15 protein-coding genes are annotated in these 18614 nt (G+C 59.7%); 4 read left to right on the forward strand and 11 right to left on the reverse strand.

The window, feature by feature from the left end:
* The first annotated feature begins 1 nt into the window (after position 1).
* Positions 2–1144, forward strand: a complete 1143-nt coding sequence (locus tag PSH76_RS07385; RefSeq protein WP_305493816.1) for a patatin-like phospholipase family protein — start codon at positions 2–4, stop codon at positions 1142–1144.
* A 112-nt stretch (positions 1145–1256) separates the two neighbouring features.
* Here PSH76_RS07385 and PSH76_RS07390 read toward each other — a convergent pair whose 3' ends face one another.
* The 8 genes from PSH76_RS07390 to puuE all read right to left on the reverse strand — a co-directional run bounded on the left by PSH76_RS07390 (position 1257) and on the right by puuE (position 8467).
* Positions 1257–2042, reverse strand: a complete 786-nt coding sequence (locus tag PSH76_RS07390) for an outer membrane protein OmpK (protein ID WP_003192827.1) — start codon at positions 2040–2042, stop codon at positions 1257–1259.
* 23 nt (positions 2043–2065) lie between these two features.
* Positions 2066–2434 (reverse strand): hypothetical protein, encoded by a 369-nt coding sequence (locus PSH76_RS07395; protein ID WP_156995572.1) that lies wholly within the window; start codon positions 2432–2434, stop codon positions 2066–2068.
* 44 nt (positions 2435–2478) lie between these two features.
* The gene (locus PSH76_RS07400; RefSeq protein WP_032896003.1) at positions 2479–3822 is read right to left on the reverse strand and encodes a nucleobase:cation symporter-2 family protein; all 1344 of its coding nucleotides are present in this window, start codon (positions 3820–3822) and stop codon (positions 2479–2481) included.
* Positions 3823–4017: 195 nt separating this feature from the next.
* On the reverse strand, positions 4018–5301 hold the full coding sequence (locus tag PSH76_RS07405; RefSeq protein ID WP_003192825.1) for a urate hydroxylase PuuD: 1284 nt from the start codon (positions 5299–5301) through the stop codon (positions 4018–4020).
* 51 nt (positions 5302–5352) lie between these two features.
* Positions 5353–5856, reverse strand: coding sequence for an ureidoglycolate lyase (locus tag PSH76_RS07410; RefSeq protein WP_003192823.1), 504 nt, complete (start codon positions 5854–5856; stop codon positions 5353–5355).
* A gap of 135 nt (positions 5857–5991) precedes the next feature.
* The gene (gene alc / locus PSH76_RS07415) at positions 5992–6987 is read right to left on the reverse strand and encodes an allantoicase (protein WP_014719294.1); all 996 of its coding nucleotides are present in this window, start codon (positions 6985–6987) and stop codon (positions 5992–5994) included.
* A gap of 41 nt (positions 6988–7028) precedes the next feature.
* Complete coding sequence (uraD, locus tag PSH76_RS07420) at positions 7029–7544, reverse strand: 2-oxo-4-hydroxy-4-carboxy-5-ureidoimidazoline decarboxylase (RefSeq protein WP_305493817.1); 516 nt, start codon at positions 7542–7544, stop codon at positions 7029–7031.
* Positions 7541–8467 (reverse strand): allantoinase PuuE, encoded by a 927-nt coding sequence (gene puuE / locus PSH76_RS07425; RefSeq protein WP_305493818.1) that lies wholly within the window; start codon positions 8465–8467, stop codon positions 7541–7543. The genes uraD and puuE overlap by 4 nt, the downstream gene beginning before the upstream one ends.
* A gap of 439 nt (positions 8468–8906) precedes the next feature.
* Between puuE and uraH the strand changes: the two genes are divergently transcribed.
* Positions 8907–9260, forward strand: a complete 354-nt coding sequence (gene uraH / locus PSH76_RS07430) for a hydroxyisourate hydrolase (protein ID WP_032896006.1) — start codon at positions 8907–8909, stop codon at positions 9258–9260.
* Between the two features lie 163 nt (positions 9261–9423).
* On the forward strand, positions 9424–14604 hold the full coding sequence (locus tag PSH76_RS07435; RefSeq protein WP_305493819.1) for a dermonecrotic toxin domain-containing protein: 5181 nt from the start codon (positions 9424–9426) through the stop codon (positions 14602–14604).
* On the opposite strand, the gene PSH76_RS07440 is transcribed toward PSH76_RS07435, so the two are convergent.
* Both PSH76_RS07440 and PSH76_RS07445 read right to left on the reverse strand, forming a co-directional pair.
* Positions 14579–15217, reverse strand: coding sequence for a LysE family translocator (locus PSH76_RS07440; protein WP_032896007.1), 639 nt, complete (start codon positions 15215–15217; stop codon positions 14579–14581). The two genes, PSH76_RS07435 and PSH76_RS07440, sit on opposite strands and share 26 nt — an antisense overlap.
* A 65-nt stretch (positions 15218–15282) precedes the next feature.
* Positions 15283–16629, reverse strand: a complete 1347-nt coding sequence (locus PSH76_RS07445; RefSeq protein ID WP_003192809.1) for an NCS2 family permease — start codon at positions 16627–16629, stop codon at positions 15283–15285.
* 290 nt (positions 16630–16919) lie between these two features.
* On the opposite strand from PSH76_RS07445, the gene PSH76_RS07450 reads away from it, so the two are divergent.
* Positions 16920–17522 carry a glutathione S-transferase family protein gene (locus PSH76_RS07450; RefSeq protein ID WP_098950761.1) on the forward strand — a complete coding sequence of 201 codons (603 nt, stop codon included), beginning with the start codon at positions 16920–16922 and terminating at the stop codon, positions 17520–17522.
* A gap of 107 nt (positions 17523–17629) precedes the next feature.
* On the opposite strand, the gene PSH76_RS07455 is transcribed toward PSH76_RS07450, so the two are convergent.
* The gene (locus tag PSH76_RS07455) at positions 17630–18526 is read right to left on the reverse strand and encodes a LysR family transcriptional regulator (RefSeq protein WP_032896009.1); all 897 of its coding nucleotides are present in this window, start codon (positions 18524–18526) and stop codon (positions 17630–17632) included.
* Positions 18527–18614: the final 88 nt, after the last annotated feature.

The raw sequence follows: 18614 nt of genomic DNA on the forward strand, positions 1-18614 counted from the left end.
AATGCGCCCAGCGGAACCGGTCACAGGTTTGATTCTTTCCGGCGGCGGAGCGCGCGCGGCGTATCAGGTGGGGGTGTTGGCGGCGATTGCCGAGTTGCTGCCCGTGGGTGCACCGAATCCTTTTCCGGTGATCGTCGGCACCTCCGCTGGTGCGATCAATGCGGTGAGCATGGCCAGTGGCGCCAGCGATTTTTCCGCGGCCATCCAACGGCTGACGGCCTTCTGGCAGGGCTTTCGTAGTCATCAGGTGCTGCGCAGCGACTGGCCGGGGGTGATGCGCCAGGCCAGTCGTTTCCTGATCCATAGCCTGTTGGGCCTGGGTAGCCAGGTGCCAGTGGCATTGCTCAACAGCTCACCGCTGCGCGAGCTGTTGCAGGAGCGCTTGAACCTGGACGGCATCGACGAAGCGATCCGTCGCCAGCATTTGCAGGCGGTGGCGGTGACCGCGTTTGGCTATGAGTCCGGGCAAGCGGTGACCTTCTATCAGGGCGGCGGCACCATCGATGCCTGGTTGCGCCATCGGCGTATCGGCGTGCCCACCCAATTGACCGTGGAGCACCTGCTGGCCAGTTCGGCGATTCCGCTGCTGTTTGCCCCGGTCAAGCTTGGCCAGGAGTACTTCGGCGATGGCGCGGTGCGCCAGTCCGCCCCCATCAGCCCGGCCTTGCACCTGGGTGCCAGTCGCGTGTTGGTGGTGGGGGTGAGTGGCAACCCACGGGGCAATGAACCGTCGGTGCAACGCACCTACACCGGCCAGCAACCGACCCTGGCGCAAATTGGCGGGCACATGCTCAACAGCACGTTCATTGACAGCCTGGAAAGCGATATCGAGCTGCTGGAGCGCTTGAACCAGTTCAGCCGCGTCGTGCCTGCGGATGCGGCGGTACAGGGCCTGGCGCCGGTAGAGGTGCTGGTGATTGCCCCCAGCCAGCCCATCGATGAAATCGCCGCGCGACATCGCCAGGAGTTGCCGGCGGCACTGCGTGTGTTTTTGCGAGGGCCTGGGGCGACCAAGACCAGTGGGGCGGGGGTGTTGAGTTATCTGCTGTTCGAGGCGGGGTATTGCAGCGAGTTGATCGAGCTGGGGCGCAAGGATGCGCTGGCCAAGCGCGAAGAAATCACCCGGTTCCTCGGCCTGACGTGAACCTCTGTAGGAGCGAGCTTGCTCGCGAAGAACCTGAGAACGCCGCGTTTATTCAGCATGAGCGCGGTGATCTTGAGTTTTTCGCGAGCAAGCTCGCTCCTACACAGGGCCGTCAGAAGTGGTACTTGACCAGGAAGCTTGCTGTGTCCTGAGTCGTCTTGAAGGCGCCGCTGTCTTCAATCCCGTATTTGTTCTTCCAGTAGTCGTACTCAAAACCCACATACAACTGCTTATCGCCCCAATGCAGCGCCTTGCCCAAGTCGTATTTGACCTGTGGGTTGAAGTGCAGGTTGGCGTGGTAAGTGCCACGGGCGTTCTTGTCGTTGTCCACTACCCAGTCCATGAAACCGTCGATCAACACGTCGGAGTTGCCCACCGGAATCGTGTAAGACCACACCGGGGTGATCTGCCATACGCCGTCACCTGGGCGATTGCCTTCGGTCTGGCGCTGGTAGAAGTTCAACTGGAAGTAGTCGAAACCGGGGATGTTCAAATCGAATGCCGGGCCCAGCAAGTAGGACTCGTTATCGCCTTCGCCGAACTCGTAGGTGAAGGCCAGCAACACATCCTTGATTGGGCCGAATGACAGGTCCTTGTCCAGGATCTTGCCGAAGGACAAGCGCGGGCTGAACTCGCCGTAGTAAGTGTTGGGCCCGACGTTGCCGTCTTCCTTGCCGTTGTAAAAGATACGGTCGAGGAAGAAGAAGTTGTCGCCATACTTCCACGCGTCGGCATGTTCGAAGGTGACGGTTTGCTGGATCTGCGGGTTGACGGTAAAGCTCTTGCCCCACAGGTAAGTCAGGCTGTTGTTTTGCCACTGCAACAAGTCACCAGCCACCGCTTGGCCACCGGCCAACAGCGACCCTGCCAGCATCAGGCCTTTGAACATAGGTTTCATTCGGTTGCTCCCGAGTTAAAGTTTTATGGTTTTTCTTCTACGCAGGCGCTCTGGTGTGGCGCCTTTTGGTTCGCTGCAAAAATCGTCTGTTCGGTCAGCTTTGATGCTTTTAGCAAGAGCTGCGCCAAGGTGTTCAAAAAGCCAAAAAATCCCCGTCGGCTGCAGCGAATGCAGTCGAATTCAGGGGGCTTTTGCGCACTTTGGCAGCAAACATCAGGCCGGGATAAGTTGGCCTTGAGGTCAGCTTTTACATTCGCTGTTTTTTTTTGAGTCGATTCGAGCGGGCGCGGAGAATACTGGCTCCCAGGCCTGGGCTCAAGTGCGCTGTAACAGAGCGCGAGGGGCAAGAATGGGGCGCGGCGTGTGGCCGGCCCCATGTCAAGGTTGTGCATGTGGGTGTTCCCTGTTTGTTGTTATTTTTGTACTAACAAAGGAATCAATGCGTATGGGCGACTTCGGGGCGCTCAGCGCCACCAAGGATGTTGAACAGAATGTTCAGCGACAACGCGCTGAGGGTCGCCATGGCGATGCCGCTGTGGGTAATCGGGCTCATCCACAACGGCAGCTGTGCGAAGAACTCCGGGCGCACCACGGGGATCAGGCCCATGCCGATGCTCACCGCCACCAGCAACTGGTTACGCCGATCAGCGATGTCGGCTTCCTGCAGGATCTTGATCCCGGTCGCCGCCACCATCCCGAACATCGCAATCGCCGCGCCGCCGAGCACTGCGGGCGGAATCGACGCAACCAGATAGGCCGCCTTGGGCAACAGGCTCAGCACGATCAAGAACGCGCCGGCCATCAGCGTGACGGAGCGGCAGCGCACGCCAGTCATCTGCACCAGGCCGATATTCTGGGCGAAGGAGGAGTGGGTAAAGGTGTTGAAGAAGCCGGCAAAGAACGACGCGCCGGCATCGCACAGCAGGCCGCGCCGCAGCATCTTCGGCGTGACCTCCTGGCCAGTGATCTTGCCCAGAGCGAGGAACATGCCGGTGGACTCGACAAAAATGATCACCACCACCAGGCACATCGACAGGATCGGCGCCAACTCGAACTTGGGCATGCCAAAGTGCAACGGCGTCACCACCTGCACCCACGGCGCCTGGGCCAGGCCGCTGAGGTCGACCATGCCGATCACACCACACAGCGCGTAACCCAGGCCCATGCCGATCAGCACCGAGATGTTCACCCAGAAGCCGCGCATGAAGCGGTTGATCAGCAAGATAGTGGCCAGTACCAGGGCGGCAATCGCCAGGTAGACCGGCGAGCCAAACGTGGCGGCGGCGCTGCCTCCGCCGGCCCAGTTCACGGCCACGGGAAACAGCGAAAGGCCGATGGCCGTGATCACCGTACCGGTCACCAGCGGTGGGAAAAAGCGCACCACCTTGGACATGAACGGCGCGATCAGCATGCCGAAGAACCCGGCGGCGATGGTCGCGCCGAAGATGCCCTGCAAACCGATACCGGGCATGCCGGCCATGGCGACCATGCTGCCCACGGCGGCAAAACTGGCGCCCATCATCACCGGCATGCGGATCCCCATCGGGCCGATACCGAACGACTGCACCATGGTGGCAATACCGGCTACGAGTAGGTCGGCGTTGATCAGAAAGGCGATTTCTTCACGGCTCAGGCCGGCGGCCTGGCCAATGATCAGAGGCACGGCGACGGCACCGCCGTACATCAGCAAGACGTGTTGCAGGCCTACCAGAATCAATTGCAAGAGGGGCAGCCGCACCATGGCGGGCGCGGCAGGAGTCTGCGTTTCTAACTGGGACATGCAACACCTCGAATCTTTTTATTTTTGTGTTGTTTGGCATTCAATTGCCGGATGAAACTTAATCTTCAAGCCATCACTGATCTCGCTTGTGGGAGCTGGCTTGCCTGCGATGGCGGTGTGTCAGTCACCGAAAGCGTTGGTGATCTGCCGCTATCGCAGGCAAGCCAGCTCCCACATGGGAACGGTGTGAAACAGTCAGTTGGTGCGCGCCCCCTGGTTGATCCAGGTGCCAATCAAATCCCGCTCCTGCTGGGTCATCTGGGTAATGTTGCCCAGTGGCATGATCTGGCTGGCCACGGCCTGCGCTTGAATGCGCGCGGCTTGCTGCTGGATCTGCGCCGGTGTGTCGAACATCACCCCAGCCGGAGCGGTGCTGAATAGCGGGCTGGTGGGCTTGGCCGAGTGGCACACGGTGCAGCGTTGCTCGATCACGTGGTGCACCTGGCCGAAGTCCGTGGTGGCCTGGGCCGGTGCCGGTTCAGCGGCGGGTGCGGCAGGCGCGGCCGGTTTCAAGCCACCGCCCAAGGCGGTTTCCGGCAGGGGTTGGTACTCGATGGCAGCCGGTGCCTTGGCAATCGGCTCAGCGGGCTTGGGCCCGGTCACGTAGGCCAGGCTGATCATCGCCAAGGCGCCCACGGGCAAGGTCCACGCATACTTCTGGCTGTCATGCCGGGTGTTGAAGTAGTGGCGCACCAACACCGCCGCCACCGCGATCCCGGCCAGGATCAGCCAGTTGTATTGGCTGCCATAGGTGCTCGGGAAGTGGTTGCTGATCATGATGAACAGCACTGGCAAGGTGAAGTAGTTGTTGTGGCGTGAACGCAGCAGGCCCTTGGCCGGCAGCGCCGGGTCGGGCGTGCGGTTCTCGGCGATGGCCGCCACCAGCGCACGTTGGGCCGGCATGATGATGCGGAACACGTTACCGACCATGATCGTGCCGATCACCGCACCCACGTGCAGATACGCACCGCGGCCGCTGAACACCTTGCTGAAGCCGTAGGCCGCTGCAATCAACAGCACGAACAGGATCAAGCCGAGCAGGGCAGGGCGTTTGCCCAGGGCCGAGTCGCACAGGAAGGAGTAGATGAACCAGCCGGCGAACAGTGAGCCGATGCCCAGCAATACGCCTTCGGTGCCGCTGAGGCTGCTGCCGGGGGCGAGCAGGTACAGCGTCGGGTTGAGGTAAAACACCACGCACAGCAGCGCCACGCCCGACATCCAGGTGAAATAGGCTTCCCATTTGAACCAGTGCAGGTTGTCCGGCATGGTCGGCGGGGCCAGTTTGTATTTTTCCAGGTGGTAGATACCGCCACCGTGGATCGCCCACAAGTCGCCGGCCAGGCCGTTCTTGGGGTTGACGCGATTAAGGTTGTTTTCCAGCCAGACGAAGTAGAAAGAAGCGCCGATCCAGGCGACGCCAGTGATCATGTGAACCCAGCGCACGCTCAGGTTCAGCCATTCCAACAGATGTGCTTCCACAGTCTTTACCTCTCGCCTGTCACCCTTGTTGTCGGGTGATCAGACCTTCTCTTATTGGTGGGGGGCGAGGATCAACCGCTCATCCTCTTTGAAAAAATGCTCATCGCAGTTATTGCCTGTGCCACTGCGATCAACCACCAGGAAGTCATCCCGCTTTTCGATCGTCAGCACCGGGTGGTGCCAGACGCCGCGATGGTAATTAATGCCCTGCCTGCCGTTGGTGACGAAGGCACGGACCAAGCCCGATACAGGTTCATCGCCAAGTGGCGCGACCACGATCAGAAAGGGGTTGCCGAGCAGCGGGATGAAAGCCTGGCTGCCCAGCGGGTGTCTCTCCAGCATGCACACAGTCAGCGGCATGTCCTGCGCGTCGGCGCGGAAGATGCTGATGATGGCGTGGTCTTCCGGCTTCGCGGTTTCGACCGTGGCCAGTTTGTGAAAGCGCATGGTCGACCCGTTGTTGATCATGAAGTGGTCGCTGCCGTCGGTTTCGATAACGTCTCCGAAGGGGGCGAAGGCTTCTTTGGTCAAAGGTTCGATCATCAGTGTGCGCATGGCTGTCTTCTTGTCTTGTCTATAGATCGTTCCCACGCTCTGCGTGGGAACGCTGCCCTGGACGCTCTGCGTCCGCTGTGTGACGCGGAGCGTCACGGGGTGCATCCCCACGCAGAGCGTGGGGACGATCGGGTGTTATTTCGACACTTTGCCCAGGACACGCAGGCGACTCACACCACCATCCGGGAACACGTTCAAGCGGATGTGGGTAATCGGCCCCAGCGCCTTGATCTGCTCGGCGAAGGTGTGTTCGGCGTGCATTTCCAGCTTCTGTGCCGGCAGCAGTTCGCGCCAGAACAGCGATTGGGTTTCGATCTGGCTGTCGGTGCCGCCTTTCACAAAGGCGCCCTGGATCGAGCAGGTGTCCGGGTAGTTGCCCTTGAAGTGCAGGGTGTCGACCACGATTTTCTCGATCTCGCCCGGGTGGCCCAGAGCTACGATCACCCAGTCATTGCCAGGCGTACGACGACGCGCGGTTTCCCAGCCGTCGCCCATGTTGATGCCACGGCCCGGGTTGAGGATGTTGCTCATGCGGCCGAAGTGTTCGTCGGAGCAGGCCAGGGCACGGCCCCCATTGAGCGCGGCGGCCAGGTCGACCTGTTCGTTGTCGCCCACCGAAGACCAGTCGCGGAACGGCACACCGTACACCCGCAGACGCGCTACGCCGCCATCCGGGTAGATGTTGAAGCGCAGGTGGCTGAACGCCTGGTCATTGTTGATCTCGTGGTAGTGATGGCTGTTGCCTTGCAGCTCGACGGCCGACAGCACTTCCACCCACTGGGTGTTGGCATCCGGCTCGCCCGAGGCCAGGAAGCAGGCTTCCAGGGAGGCCGACGGCGGGAAGTTGCCGGTGAAGAATGAAGTGTCGATGTCCACGCCTTTGATCGAGCCCGGTACGCCCAGGCGAATCACCGCGCTGTCGTAGCCTTCGAAGCGCTTGCGGCGTGATTCCCAGCCGTCCATCCACTTGCCGTTGTCATCGAAAACGCCCTCCTTCCACACGGCCGGGGTCGGCTGGAACAGGCGGTTGGCGTCAGCGAACCAGTCATCGGTCACCGAGATGATCTTGGTGCCCAGGCGGGCGTCGGCCAGGTTGACGAACTTTTCGAAAGGTACGGCGTAAGCTTTCATTCTTCTTGTCTGCCTTAGATAGAGTGGCTGGGGATGGACTGCTAGAGGGTCAGTAAACGGAACAACGCGATCTTGTTGATCTCGTCCAGCGCGCACTTGAACTCAGCGTCTGCCGAGTTGTGGATGCGCGTTTCGAACGCGGCGAGGATCTGGTGCCGGTTGCTGCCTTTTACCGCCATGATGAAGGGAAACTTGAACTTGGCTTTGTAGGCCTCATTCAGCTCGGTGAAGCGAGAAAACTCTTCGGCCGTGCATTGGTGAATACCCGCGCCCGCTTGTTCATCGGTGCTGGCTTGGGTCAGTTGGCCCTGGACGGCCGCACGGCCTGCCAGGTCCGGGTGAGCATTGATCAGCGCCAGTTGCGAGGCGTGATCAGCGCTCAACAGGATATCGCTCATGCGCTGGTGCAGGGTTTCGATCTGGTCGATCGATGCGTCCTGGCCCAGGTCGAAGGCCTCTTCGGCCACCCATGGCGAGTGTTCGTAGATATCGGCGAAGGCCTGGACGAAGGCGTCGCGGCTCAAGGTCGAAGGTTTCAGGGTTTGGAACGCAGTCATTTCGCCGCTCCCGGGAAAGGGTGGGTTTGGTGCCAGTGACGGGCGATGTCCACGCGGCGGGTGAACCACACCTGGTCATGGCCTTTGACGTATTCAATGAAGCGCTTGAGCGAGGCCAGGCGTGCCGGGCGGCCGATCAGGCGGCAATGCAAGCCGATGGACAGCATCTTCGGCGCTTCGGCACCTTCGGCATACAGCACGTCGAAGGCGTCCTTGAGGTATTCGAAAAAGTCGTCGCCCTTGTTGAAACCCTGCACCTGGGTGAAGCGCATGTCGTTGGTGTCCAGGGTGTAGGGGATCACCAAATGCGGCTTGCCGTTGGGGGTTTTGGGTTCCCAGTAGGGCAGGTCGTCGTCGTAGGTGTCGCAGTCGTACAGGAAGCCACCTTCCTCCATCACCAAACGGCGGGTGTTGGGGCCGGTGCGGCCGGTGTACCAGCCCAGCGGGCGTTCGCCGGTGAGTTCGGTGAGGATGCGAATGGCTTCGAGCATGTGCTCGCGCTCCTGGGCCTCGTCCATGTACTGGTAGTCGATCCAGCGGTAGCCGTGGCTGCAGATCTCATGGCCGGCCTCGACCATGGCGCGGATCACATCCGGATGACGCTGGGCGGCCATGGCCACGGCGAAGATGGTCAGCGGGATGTCGAATTCTTTGAACAGCTTGAGGATGCGCCACACGCCGGCACGGCTGCCGTACTCGTACAGCGACTCCATGCTCATGTTGCGCTCGCCTTGCAGCGGCTGGGCCGAGACCATTTCCGAGAGGAAGGCTTCTGACTCTTTGTCACCGTGCAGAATGTTGCGCTCGCCGCCTTCTTCGTAGTTGAGTACGAACGACAACGCAATGCGTGCCTTGCCCGGCCAGTGGGGGTGAGGAGGGTTACTGCCGTAACCGATCAGGTCGCGTGGGTAGTCAGCGCTCACTGCAGTCTTCCTTCTTGTTCGTGGTAGCAAATGTGTGGCGGCCGGGCAGTGGAATGACTGAGTGGCGTCACAGCGATAAGTGATTGTATACAACTTATCGCGAACTTTGTAAGCCTGCATTTCTGCATTTTTTCTGAACGGGCTCTCTACGGGTCTCTGCAAGAAACTTGCCTAAGTGGTCAGGTTAAGATCAAAAAGCCCACTGTAGGAGCGAGCTTGCTCGCGAATAACCTGAGGGCGCCACTTTTCATCCTGAGAGCCCGCGTTATCGTTGGCGTTTTTCGCGAGCAAGCTCGCTCCTACGGGGGGTTGAAGCGCTGTGAAATTTATTGTGTACAATTTTCTTTGAAAATGTCTTAATCAGCCATCGCCGGCTTTTTCACTGCCCTGAAAGAGTGCGGGTTTTTCTATGACTGACTTCGGGAGGCGCATAAAAGCCATGGGACGTTTGACCACACACGTTTTGGACGCCGCGCACGGCTGCCCCGGCAGCGCCATCAAGGTTGAGCTGTACCGCGTCGAAGGCGCGCAGCTGGAACTGGTTGCCACCGCCACCACCAACAGCGATGGCCGTTGCGACGCGCCGCTGCTGCAAGGCGACGACTACCGCAGCGGCGTGTACCAACTGCAGTTCAGCGCCGGTGATTACTACCGTGCCCGTGGCGTGCAATTGCCCGAGCCGGCTTTTCTGGACGTGGTGGTACTGCGCTTTGGCATCAGTGCCGAACAGGACCATTACCATGTGCCTTTGCTGATTTCGCCTTACAGCTACTCCACTTATCGCGGTAGCTGAGTCGTCACCTCGCTTCATACCCCCAAATGCTCTTCGTTGGTTTCGCCCGCGCACACTGCGGGCTTTTTTTTGCCCGTGGCTTGTGAATTGGCCGCTCAAGTATGTAACGCACCCTGGGCGGCAGCGGTGCCTAGTCTCGGCTTTTCTGAACGGAATAGTCGCTATGAGCACCGACACCACGGCCTGGGCCGACAAGCTTGATTTCGCTGACCCACACACCTCTTCCCTGGAGCGTGACGAGGCCATTCGCGTGTTGCTGACCCGTCGGCTCAATGCGGTCGCGCACCCCAGCCATGAAATCAACCAGATCCACCAGGCTCAGGTCAGGGGACGCGAATCGGCCAAAGCCCTCAGCGGCCTGATTGGACGCGCACCGAGGATACTGGGGGTCATTCGTGGCGCATTGCGCGAAGCCTTCGGCCTCGACCCTGACACCTTACTGTTCACCGAACCTCTGCCGCCGGCTCCCGCGCGCAAGGTCAACAGCTTGACCGAGCGGGCCCTGGCGTTGCTGATCCAGCCCAATGTACCGCTCAATATCAACCAGTTCACCTCATTGAGCCTCAAGGATGATCCGACCAAGCGTCTAACGTTTACCGCCAGGGAAGCATTGGTTCGGGTCAAGGACTTGGCGCTGCTCGCTCGGTTCGAGCGCGCGGTAGCCGAGTATTGGCAGCAGTTGGCCCACGGTTCCTGGCTGACACGTCGAGAGCGCTGGGTGCAATTGCGCACATCGTTGTTCGCCGAAAATGCGTTTTTGGCCCATCGCACGTCTCAACTGACGGACAGTGGCTATGACATGCTAAGCAAACTGCTGCAAATACCTGACGCCGGCTTGCGTCAGAAGGCCGGCGGCGAATGGGCTGCGATTCAGGTGAGCCACATCATGTGGCCTGGGACTAATCGGGCCATGGTGGCCATCCCAGGGGCTCTGCATATTTATCGTGATGGCGTCGTCGGGGGGACGCCCCAGGTTATTTATCTGCCCGGTCTGTTCCGCGAATTCTATGAGTTCGACTCTTTTAACCAGATGCAGTGTGATTTGCCGCTATTGGTCAACGGCCCCTTGAGCAGTGCTTTATGGCAATGCCTGCCGCTGCGTCGTAGGCATGAGGCGTGTAACACCATAGGCGCAACGCCCATGACATTCGTCCGGCAACATGGGGACGCGTTGCAAAACAGTGCGCGCGAATTGCTGGACGGGCAATGGGATAATGAGCTGGCGTGTGCGTTATCGATCAATCATGGGGTGATGGGCATTCAGGACGCGGGACAGCCAGCTATCGCCGGTATCCAACGCTTTCTCAGGTTTATCCAAAAAGGGCGCCAGCGTGTGGTGGCGTTCACTCGGTTGGGCCGCACCCTGGATGCCTTGTTGGAGTGGGATTACAAGCGCCGCAGTGACGAAATTGTACTTGGGCGCCTGACGCCGGACCTCGCGTTCAAAACCCAGCAAGCACAGCTCAAGCGTTACGAAAAAAAACTGATGGGCTTGCTGGACGCCGCGGATGTGGGCAGCCCCAGCGCGGACTACCAGGAATTTTTGCGCCTTGAACGCCAATGGCAGGACCAGGTTGCGGTGGCGCGCAAGTGGGCGCAAAGCCCGCTTGAACGCGTGTTTCAGAGTGATTACTGGCTGGAGAAACCCGAAGGCTCACGCACACGTGGTTCGTTGGTAATGCAAGCACAGCGTGACGCCTTGCTTGGGGAGGCACAGATGCAACACCGCTTGGGCCTGATGAGTCGCGCCCATCTGGAGTGTCTGGATGCTGTGTTGAATGAAGCATGGGTACCCGGGGCCAAGTCCACGGACAGCTGTGTACTGCAAGTATCCGTGGGTGGCAAGGCAACCAAATTGTACCCATTGCTGGGCGCAGTAGTGGTAACCACCCAAGCGGCTCGGACTCAGCCGGGGGCCCTGTATCCCGTAGTGTTATATGTGATGGGCCAGCACGGCGGGCTGGTGACGTTCGATAGCTTGAACGCCTTTGTCGCGGGCCTGCAAGCCAGCCTGAAAAGCCGCGATGGCTCGGTGTTATGGCGCTGCATCGAGCGTCACCGGCGCGAGGCGGTGCGCACGTCGATCGGTTTGCTGCCGCAGACGGCTGCACTGGTGGTGAGCTACACCGCGATCGAGCGTTACATGTTCAAAGACCTGTTCATGAAACTGACGGTACACCATATCGCGCTGAACAAGCGTATTGACAAGGGTAAGAGACTGTTCAGCGAAGTGAGTGATCCGCAGCTTAGCCGGATGTTGCTGGCTCGGGAGCTGTTCGAGTGTCTGCAAGTACCTGACAATGATGCTCGAACACTGGCCTTGGCCAACATCGACTTGTTGCAGACGGCAGCCACTCAGGCCAAAAAACTCCCTTCTTGGCTCGGCATCGCATCGCCCGCTGAGCGCAAACACTATAAGCGTTTGTTACGCCGCTATCTGGTCAGCATTTTTGCACTGGAAACCAAGCTCTGGCAGGACTTGCCTGACTTGGAGCCCTTTGCTCGCAAAGCCCTGATTGCCAAATTGACCGAGGACGGTTTCTACCCGCAATTGGATATCGATACCCCCCTGCTCGACATGCCCGATGATGTCAGCACTCACTACGAGGGCTGGACGAGCCAGGGGGCGGTGGGTGATCGTCAGATTAAAACGGTGGTCAGTAAGGAACGTACCACCTTCAGCATGCTGCAATTGGCGTTGCACAACCTCGACCCTGAGGCGCCCTGGACCCGCTGGCGCTTGAACCGTGCGCGCTGGCTGGACCCGACCTGGAAAGAACGCTTGAGTGTGAGCTACCTGATCAAAACGATCGCATCCCTGAATGTGGGGGGCGAATACGACAAGCATATACGTAGGGCTTTTTATCCGAGCACTGGCTCGTCCTTCGGGTTGTCTCAGGCGCTGATTGATCGAGGCTTTAAACAGCGCGCCGAGATGCAGTTGTACTCGGCGGTACGACAAGGCTTGAAGGATTGGGGCCAGCGCCTGTTTACCTTCGCCATGGCCGCGCGCAAGGCGGGCGATTTGAAAAACGACGAGTTTGACGTGCAACTGGCTGTCCTGCGCCTGGTGGGCGTTACCCTGGAATATGATCGCCACATCGCCGGGGTACTGGTGATTCATGACAAGCCCACGGGGAAATGCGTGGTGTACTGGCCCACGGCAGTGGCAAGTCGGGTGCTGGTCGGGTACCCCAGTTTGGCCGAGGCCGAGCAAGCCCTGAATCGGTTGGGCGCATTACCTGCCAACCTGAAAGAGTTGGCGCGCCTGGTGGCTCCCGGCTGGGAGCATCAGGCGGTGCAAGATTATCCCGGCGAAAGCCTCCAGGTAGAGCCCAGGCTGCCTGACTCGGCCCAGCATCGTCTCACCGGCGGGGTCGACCTGATCGCTGTTCTCGTTGAGTTTTTCCTGCTCAAGCATAAAGACCCGGCTGCCGGGCTTGAAGCTGTCGAAGCGCAAATCGAGGAGCAGATTGCGCTGCAACCAGAAAGTTGGTTGGAGGTTGTGACCACCTCCCATTCCAATCCCACGGCGCTGCTGGCCCATGCGCGGGTGTTCGAGCTGCAACGACGTACGCAGGCTCGGTCCAATTCCTCCCAGGCACTGGGGGAGTACCGTGAGCGACGCCTGAGAGAACAGTTCGAGGCCACGATTCGTGGGTTACTGGCATTTATTCCAGTGCTAGGGGTGGGCATCAGCTTGTATGAGATGCTGCTGGCGGCGCGGCGCTATCATTTGAGCGGTTCTGGTCATGACGCGGTAGATGTGGTGGCTTTGACGCTCTTTGCATTTATTGATGTGCTGTCTACCTTTGCCCCAGGCCCCAAGGGTGCTCGCGTCGCACGGGGCGCTCTGCCTCGCTATAAAGGCAACACACTCGCTCTCACAGGCCTGAAGGCGCCGTCGACCAAGCCGACTCATCTGCTTGCGCGCTTCAAATCAACCGACGTATTGGAAGGCGCCGTTGAGTTGAAGGGGCCAGCAAGCAAGACTCAGTACGTGAAGAATGGCCAGCAGTTGCTTGCCGAGGGGGGCGAGCTCTACACGGTGTATCAGCGCAAGGCCGAATCAGTCGTGCGCTTTAAAGAATCGCAAAATGAACTGGTATTGAATATCCATCAGCCCCCAGAGTGGTTACTGGGGGCCGATACGCCTCAACCGGTGGCGGGAAGCAGTTCGGCGGCCCGTCAGCCGTGGCCTGCGGCCGTGCCGACCTGGCGGCCATCCACTGCACGCGGGGTGACTGAAAGCGCCATTCTTCAGTCGTCTGCAATGGGGGACCATTGGTTCAGTTGGCGTATTTCACCTGGGTTGGATGCCGATTTTGCTTCTGCCGCTCCTGGGGTGTTTTACATCGGGAAGGATGCCCGCAGGGGGCCGCACCACGTTCTCAGGGTGGCTCCTGTTTATACCAACATAAGGGACCCTTCGAACGTTTATTACAGGTTGCTGCCCCAAGGTGATCAGGCGCCGTTGACGGGTATCGTGTTTATCACCAGGGACTGGACGCCGGTTTCAGCCGCACGGGTTGATATTGGGCGTTGGACAGCCACTGAACTCGCGGAACAACCCCTTCCGGCGTCATATAACACCCTGACGAACCAATGGCGGTTCCATGCGCGCTTGTTTGACAGGCCGCTGCAGCAGTATATCGGTACGGCATTCCCTACCATGACCGTCAATAGCCAAAGGTTCACCGCCGAAAGGCTGATTGAGTTGTCAGGCTCTACGCGCCAGGTAACGGCCACTCACTTACTTAATGTGCGTTCGACGCTCGATACGTGGTTAACCCCGACCCAGGGGAACATTGGCCAGACAGATGATTTATTGCGAATGTTGCGGCCCACTGATAAGCCGTACACCAGGGTACACATCGGTTACGAAGACCAGGCGCCTGGTTTCACCCGCGTTGACTTTAACGTGGCGGGATTAGACCCATCGCTTTTATTCGGTGGCCGGTCTGTCGCGGTTGAGCGAAGCACTGCCCAACGCGCGGCGATCAAGAGCGTATTGGAGCAGCAGGGTTTCAATGTCCGTGAAGTAAAAGTGAAGCACGGCAGGGCAATGGATGATCTGATCGCGACTCACCCCAACTCGAACCAGCTGTACTACGTGTCACCCAGCTGGGTGGAGGAGGGCAGTATTCAGCTAAATACCCGACTCTCGGATCTTTGGTTTAGCGACGCACTCAGCAAACACTCCAATGCGCTTCCATTGCAGGGCGTCAAGCTCGCGCTGGACGAAGGGCGCCTGGTTCGGATCGTGGCAGGCATTCAATGGCCGACCAAGAGGACGCTTTCTCCCACCGTCTATTTCGTCAAAGTGAGCCCCTCGCCCCGATAAGCGACACCGCGCCGGCGCCGCCGAACAGCGCGGCGCTGACCCGGTTGAACCAGCTCTGGCCAGCGCCAGAACGCAAGTACCGCGCCGCGCCATGGGCGCCGAGGCCGTAAGCCAGCTTGCACAGCAGGTCGAGCACCGTCCAGGTGGCGATCATGATCAGCAACTGCGGTAAAAAGGCCTGCTGGGCATTGAGAAATTGCGGCAGGAAGGCGGCGAAAAACAGAATGTCCTTGGGGTTGCTGGCGCCCAGTACAAAGGCACGGCCAAACAAGGCGCGAAAGCGCGGCACGGCTGGCGTCTGCGGTACTTGCGCTCCTTGGCTGGGCTGGCGCGACTGTTGCCAGCTCTGCCAGGCGAGGTAGAACAGGTACAGCGCGCCGACGATTTTCAGCGCGCTGAACAATTGCTCGGAGGCCAGCAACAGCGCGCCCAGGCCCAGCGCCGAGGCGCTCAACAGGCAGATCGAGGCGAACACGCCGCCGAGAAACGCCGGGTACGAGCGGCGCAGGCCGTAGTTGAGGCTGTTGCTGATCATCAACAGCGACAGCGGGCCAGGTATCAGGATTACCACCAGCGCAGCACCACTGAACAGCAGCCAGGTTTCCAAGGTCATTTACAGTCCTCCCTTCATGCAAAAGCCCCACCCGAAGGTGAGGCGGTTTTTCAGCCGTTCCCGAACTACAGGAAGATGAACTTGGCGATAAAGATCGCGCACAGCACCCACAGGCTGATGGAAATCTCGCGGTACTTGCCGGTGCCCGCCTTCAACGCCACATACGTGATAAAGCCCAGGGCGATGCCGTCGGCGACCGAAAACGTCAGCGGCATCATGATCGCGGTGACGATCGCCGGAATGCTGTCGGTGGCCTCATCCCAATTGATATGGGCCATGCTCGCCATCATCAGCATCGCTACATAAATCAGCGCGCCTGCCGTTGCGTAGGCAGGGATCATGCCGGCCAGCGGCGCGAAAAACATCGCCGCCACGAACAGCACACCCACGGTCACTGCAGTCAAACCCGTACGGCCGCCGGCAGCCACACCCGCGGCACTTTCCACATAACTGGTCACCGGCGGCACACCGACCATGGCGCCGAACACGCTGGACGCACTGTCAGCCTTCAATGCGCGCGACAGGTTGTCGATCTTGCCATCGGCATTCACCAGGCCTGCGCGTTGCGCAACGCCCATCAGTGTACCGGCAGTGTCGAACATGTGTACAAAAAGAAAGGCAAATACCACGCTGATCATGCTCACATTGAACACACCCATCACGTCCATTGCCATCCAGGTCGGTGCCAGGCTCGGTGGGGTGGCGAGAATGCCGTTGTAGTGCACCAGGCCCAGGCCCCAGCCGGCCAGGGTTACGGCGATGATGCTGATCAGGATGGCGCCGAAGACGCGGTGATAACTGAGGATGGCGATCAGCAGGAAACACACGGCCGCCAGCAGCGGTGCCGGCTCGTGCAGGGAACCGAGCTTGATCAGCGTGGCGGGGCTGTCGACGATGATGCCGGCGGTTTTCAGGCCGATCACCCCCAGGAACAAGCCCACGCCGGCGCCCATGGCATGGCGCAGGCTGACCGGAATGCTGTTGAGCAGCCACTCGCGGATGCGCGACAGCGTCAGGATCATGAACAGCACGCCGGAAATAAACACCGCGCCGAGGGCGGTCTCCCAGGTGTAGCCCATGGTGCCGACCACGGTGTAGGTGAAAAACGCGTTCAAGCCCATGCCCGGCGCCAGGCCCACGGGCCAGTTGGCGTACAGGCCCATCAGCAGGCAACCCAGCGCCGCCGCTATGCAGGTGGCGACGAAGGCCGCGCCGTGATCGATACCGGCATCGGCCATGATATTGGGGTTGACGAAGATGATGTAGGCCATGGTGATAAAGGTGGTGAGGCCGGCGATCAGCTCGGTCTTCACTGTGGTGCCATGCAAGCGCAGTTTGAACAGGCGTTCCAGCCAACCGCCTCGGGGCGCGGCCAGGTCCAACGTAGGGGCTTCGGTTTTGCGGCTATCCACAGCGAGTACTCCTCAATCGTTTTATTGTTATTTCCAGCGCCGGTTACATGAGTGGGCAACGGCGCTTTGAGGTACTGGCGGGTTTGTTGACCAAAAGGTCAGGAACTCGCACGAAGCGAATTATGCTTTTGTATACAAATAAAGCAAATAATGTTTTCGATTATCTGGGCGAAAAGGGATGAAAGGCCCACGCCAGGGGATTTATTCTGCGGCACGCCTTGAAACAAGCTCTCGATACCCGCACCTTGTGGGCGCAAGCATTCGGTCAGCGCGGCGAAAAGGGGAGCCCCATGTACAAGGTTTATGGCGATTACAAGTCGGGCAATTGCTACAAGGTCAAATTGATGCTCACTCTGTTGGGCATCCCGTATGAATGGATCGATATCGATATCCTCAAGGGCGATACCCAGACCCCTGAGTTCCTGGCCAAGAACCCCAATGGCAAGGTCCCGGTATTGGAGCTTGAAGACGGCACCTGCCTGTGGGAGTCCAACGCGATCCTCAACTTCCTCGCCGATGGCAGCGAATTCCTGCCCACCGAACCGCGCCTGCGTACCCAGGTATTGCAGTGGCAGTTTTTCGAGCAGTACAGCCATGAGCCTTACATTGCGGTGGCGCGGTTTATTCAGTTCTACCTGGGGCTGCCGGAAGATCGCCTGGAGGAATACAAGAAACTGCACAAAGGCGGCTACAAGGCCCTTAAGGTGATGGAGCGCCAACTGCAGTTGACCCCGTATCTGGTAGGCGACCAATTCTCCATCGCCGATGTGGCGTTGTATGCCTATACCCATGTGGCCCAAGAGGGCGGCTTTGATCTGGATGCTTATCCGGGTGTACAGGCATGGTTGCAGCGGGTGGCCAGCCATCCCAAGTACGTGGCGATGCTCGACTGAGTTAACGCCGTCAAACTGTGGGAGCGGGCTTGCTCGCGAATGCGGTGGGTCAGTCTCAGTATTCAGTGACTGACACTGCGCATTCGCGAGCAAGCCCGCTCCCACATTTAGCTCAATGGTGAGTCAGATAATTCTCTATTTAGCAGTTCAAAGCAGCGCTGCGCCGCCGGGCTCAAACCCATGCCGCTGCGACTGATCAAGCCGATCTCCCGATTCACCCCGGGATGATCGATGCTGATCCGCTGCAAACCCTCCAGGCTATCCGCCGCCGATTCCGGCAGCACACTGATGCCCAACCCCTGGCGCACCAGGGCCAATACGGTCGACATGTAGTTGGCTTCCATGCCGGCGTTCAACGTCAGCCGTGTCTCATCGAACAACGTATCCACTTGCTCGCGCACACTGCTGTCGCGCCCGGTCAGGATGATCGGCTGGTCTGCCAGTTGCTCCAGGGTCAATTGGCGGTGATGGGCGAGCGCATGACCCGACGGCACAAACGCGCACAGCCGATCATTGAGCACCGGCACGAAGTCCAGGCCGTGGCTCAGGCGGGCGCGCACGCCGATGCCGAAATCCACTTCGCCGTTGCGAACCTTTGCGTGAATGCGTTGGGCCACCAGGTCATGCAGGCGCACTTCGATGCCGGCGAAGCGTTCGCGGAACAGGCGCAAGGCCGGGGGCAGAGCGCCGGCGCAAACTGAGGGCAGGGCGGCGATGGTCACCACGCCACGGCGCAAGGCGGCCAGGTCGCGGGAGCCGGTGACGATGTTGTCCAGGTCCAGCAGCAGTTTTTCCATGGGCCCCCGCGCATCCTGGCCCGCAGCGGTAATGCTCACATGCCGCGGGCTGCGGTCGAGCAGGGCGACGCCGAGCCAGTCTTCCAGTTGCTGCACCTGCACGGTGAGGGCCGACGGCGACAGATGCAGTTCGTTGGCCGCCTTGGTGAAGCTGCCTGTGCGGGCAACCGCAAGGAAGGCTTGAATGTGCTGGATGCTGTTTTTCATAAGCGTCGCTTCATTTTGTTTTTCCGAACGCTGGTGACTGAATATTGCAATTTACAAAGCCTAGCGCGATTCCAATACTCCAGGGAAA

This window comes from Pseudomonas sp. FP215, assembly GCF_030687795.1.
Taxonomy (GTDB): Bacteria; Pseudomonadota; Gammaproteobacteria; order Pseudomonadales; family Pseudomonadaceae; genus Aquipseudomonas; species Aquipseudomonas salmasensis.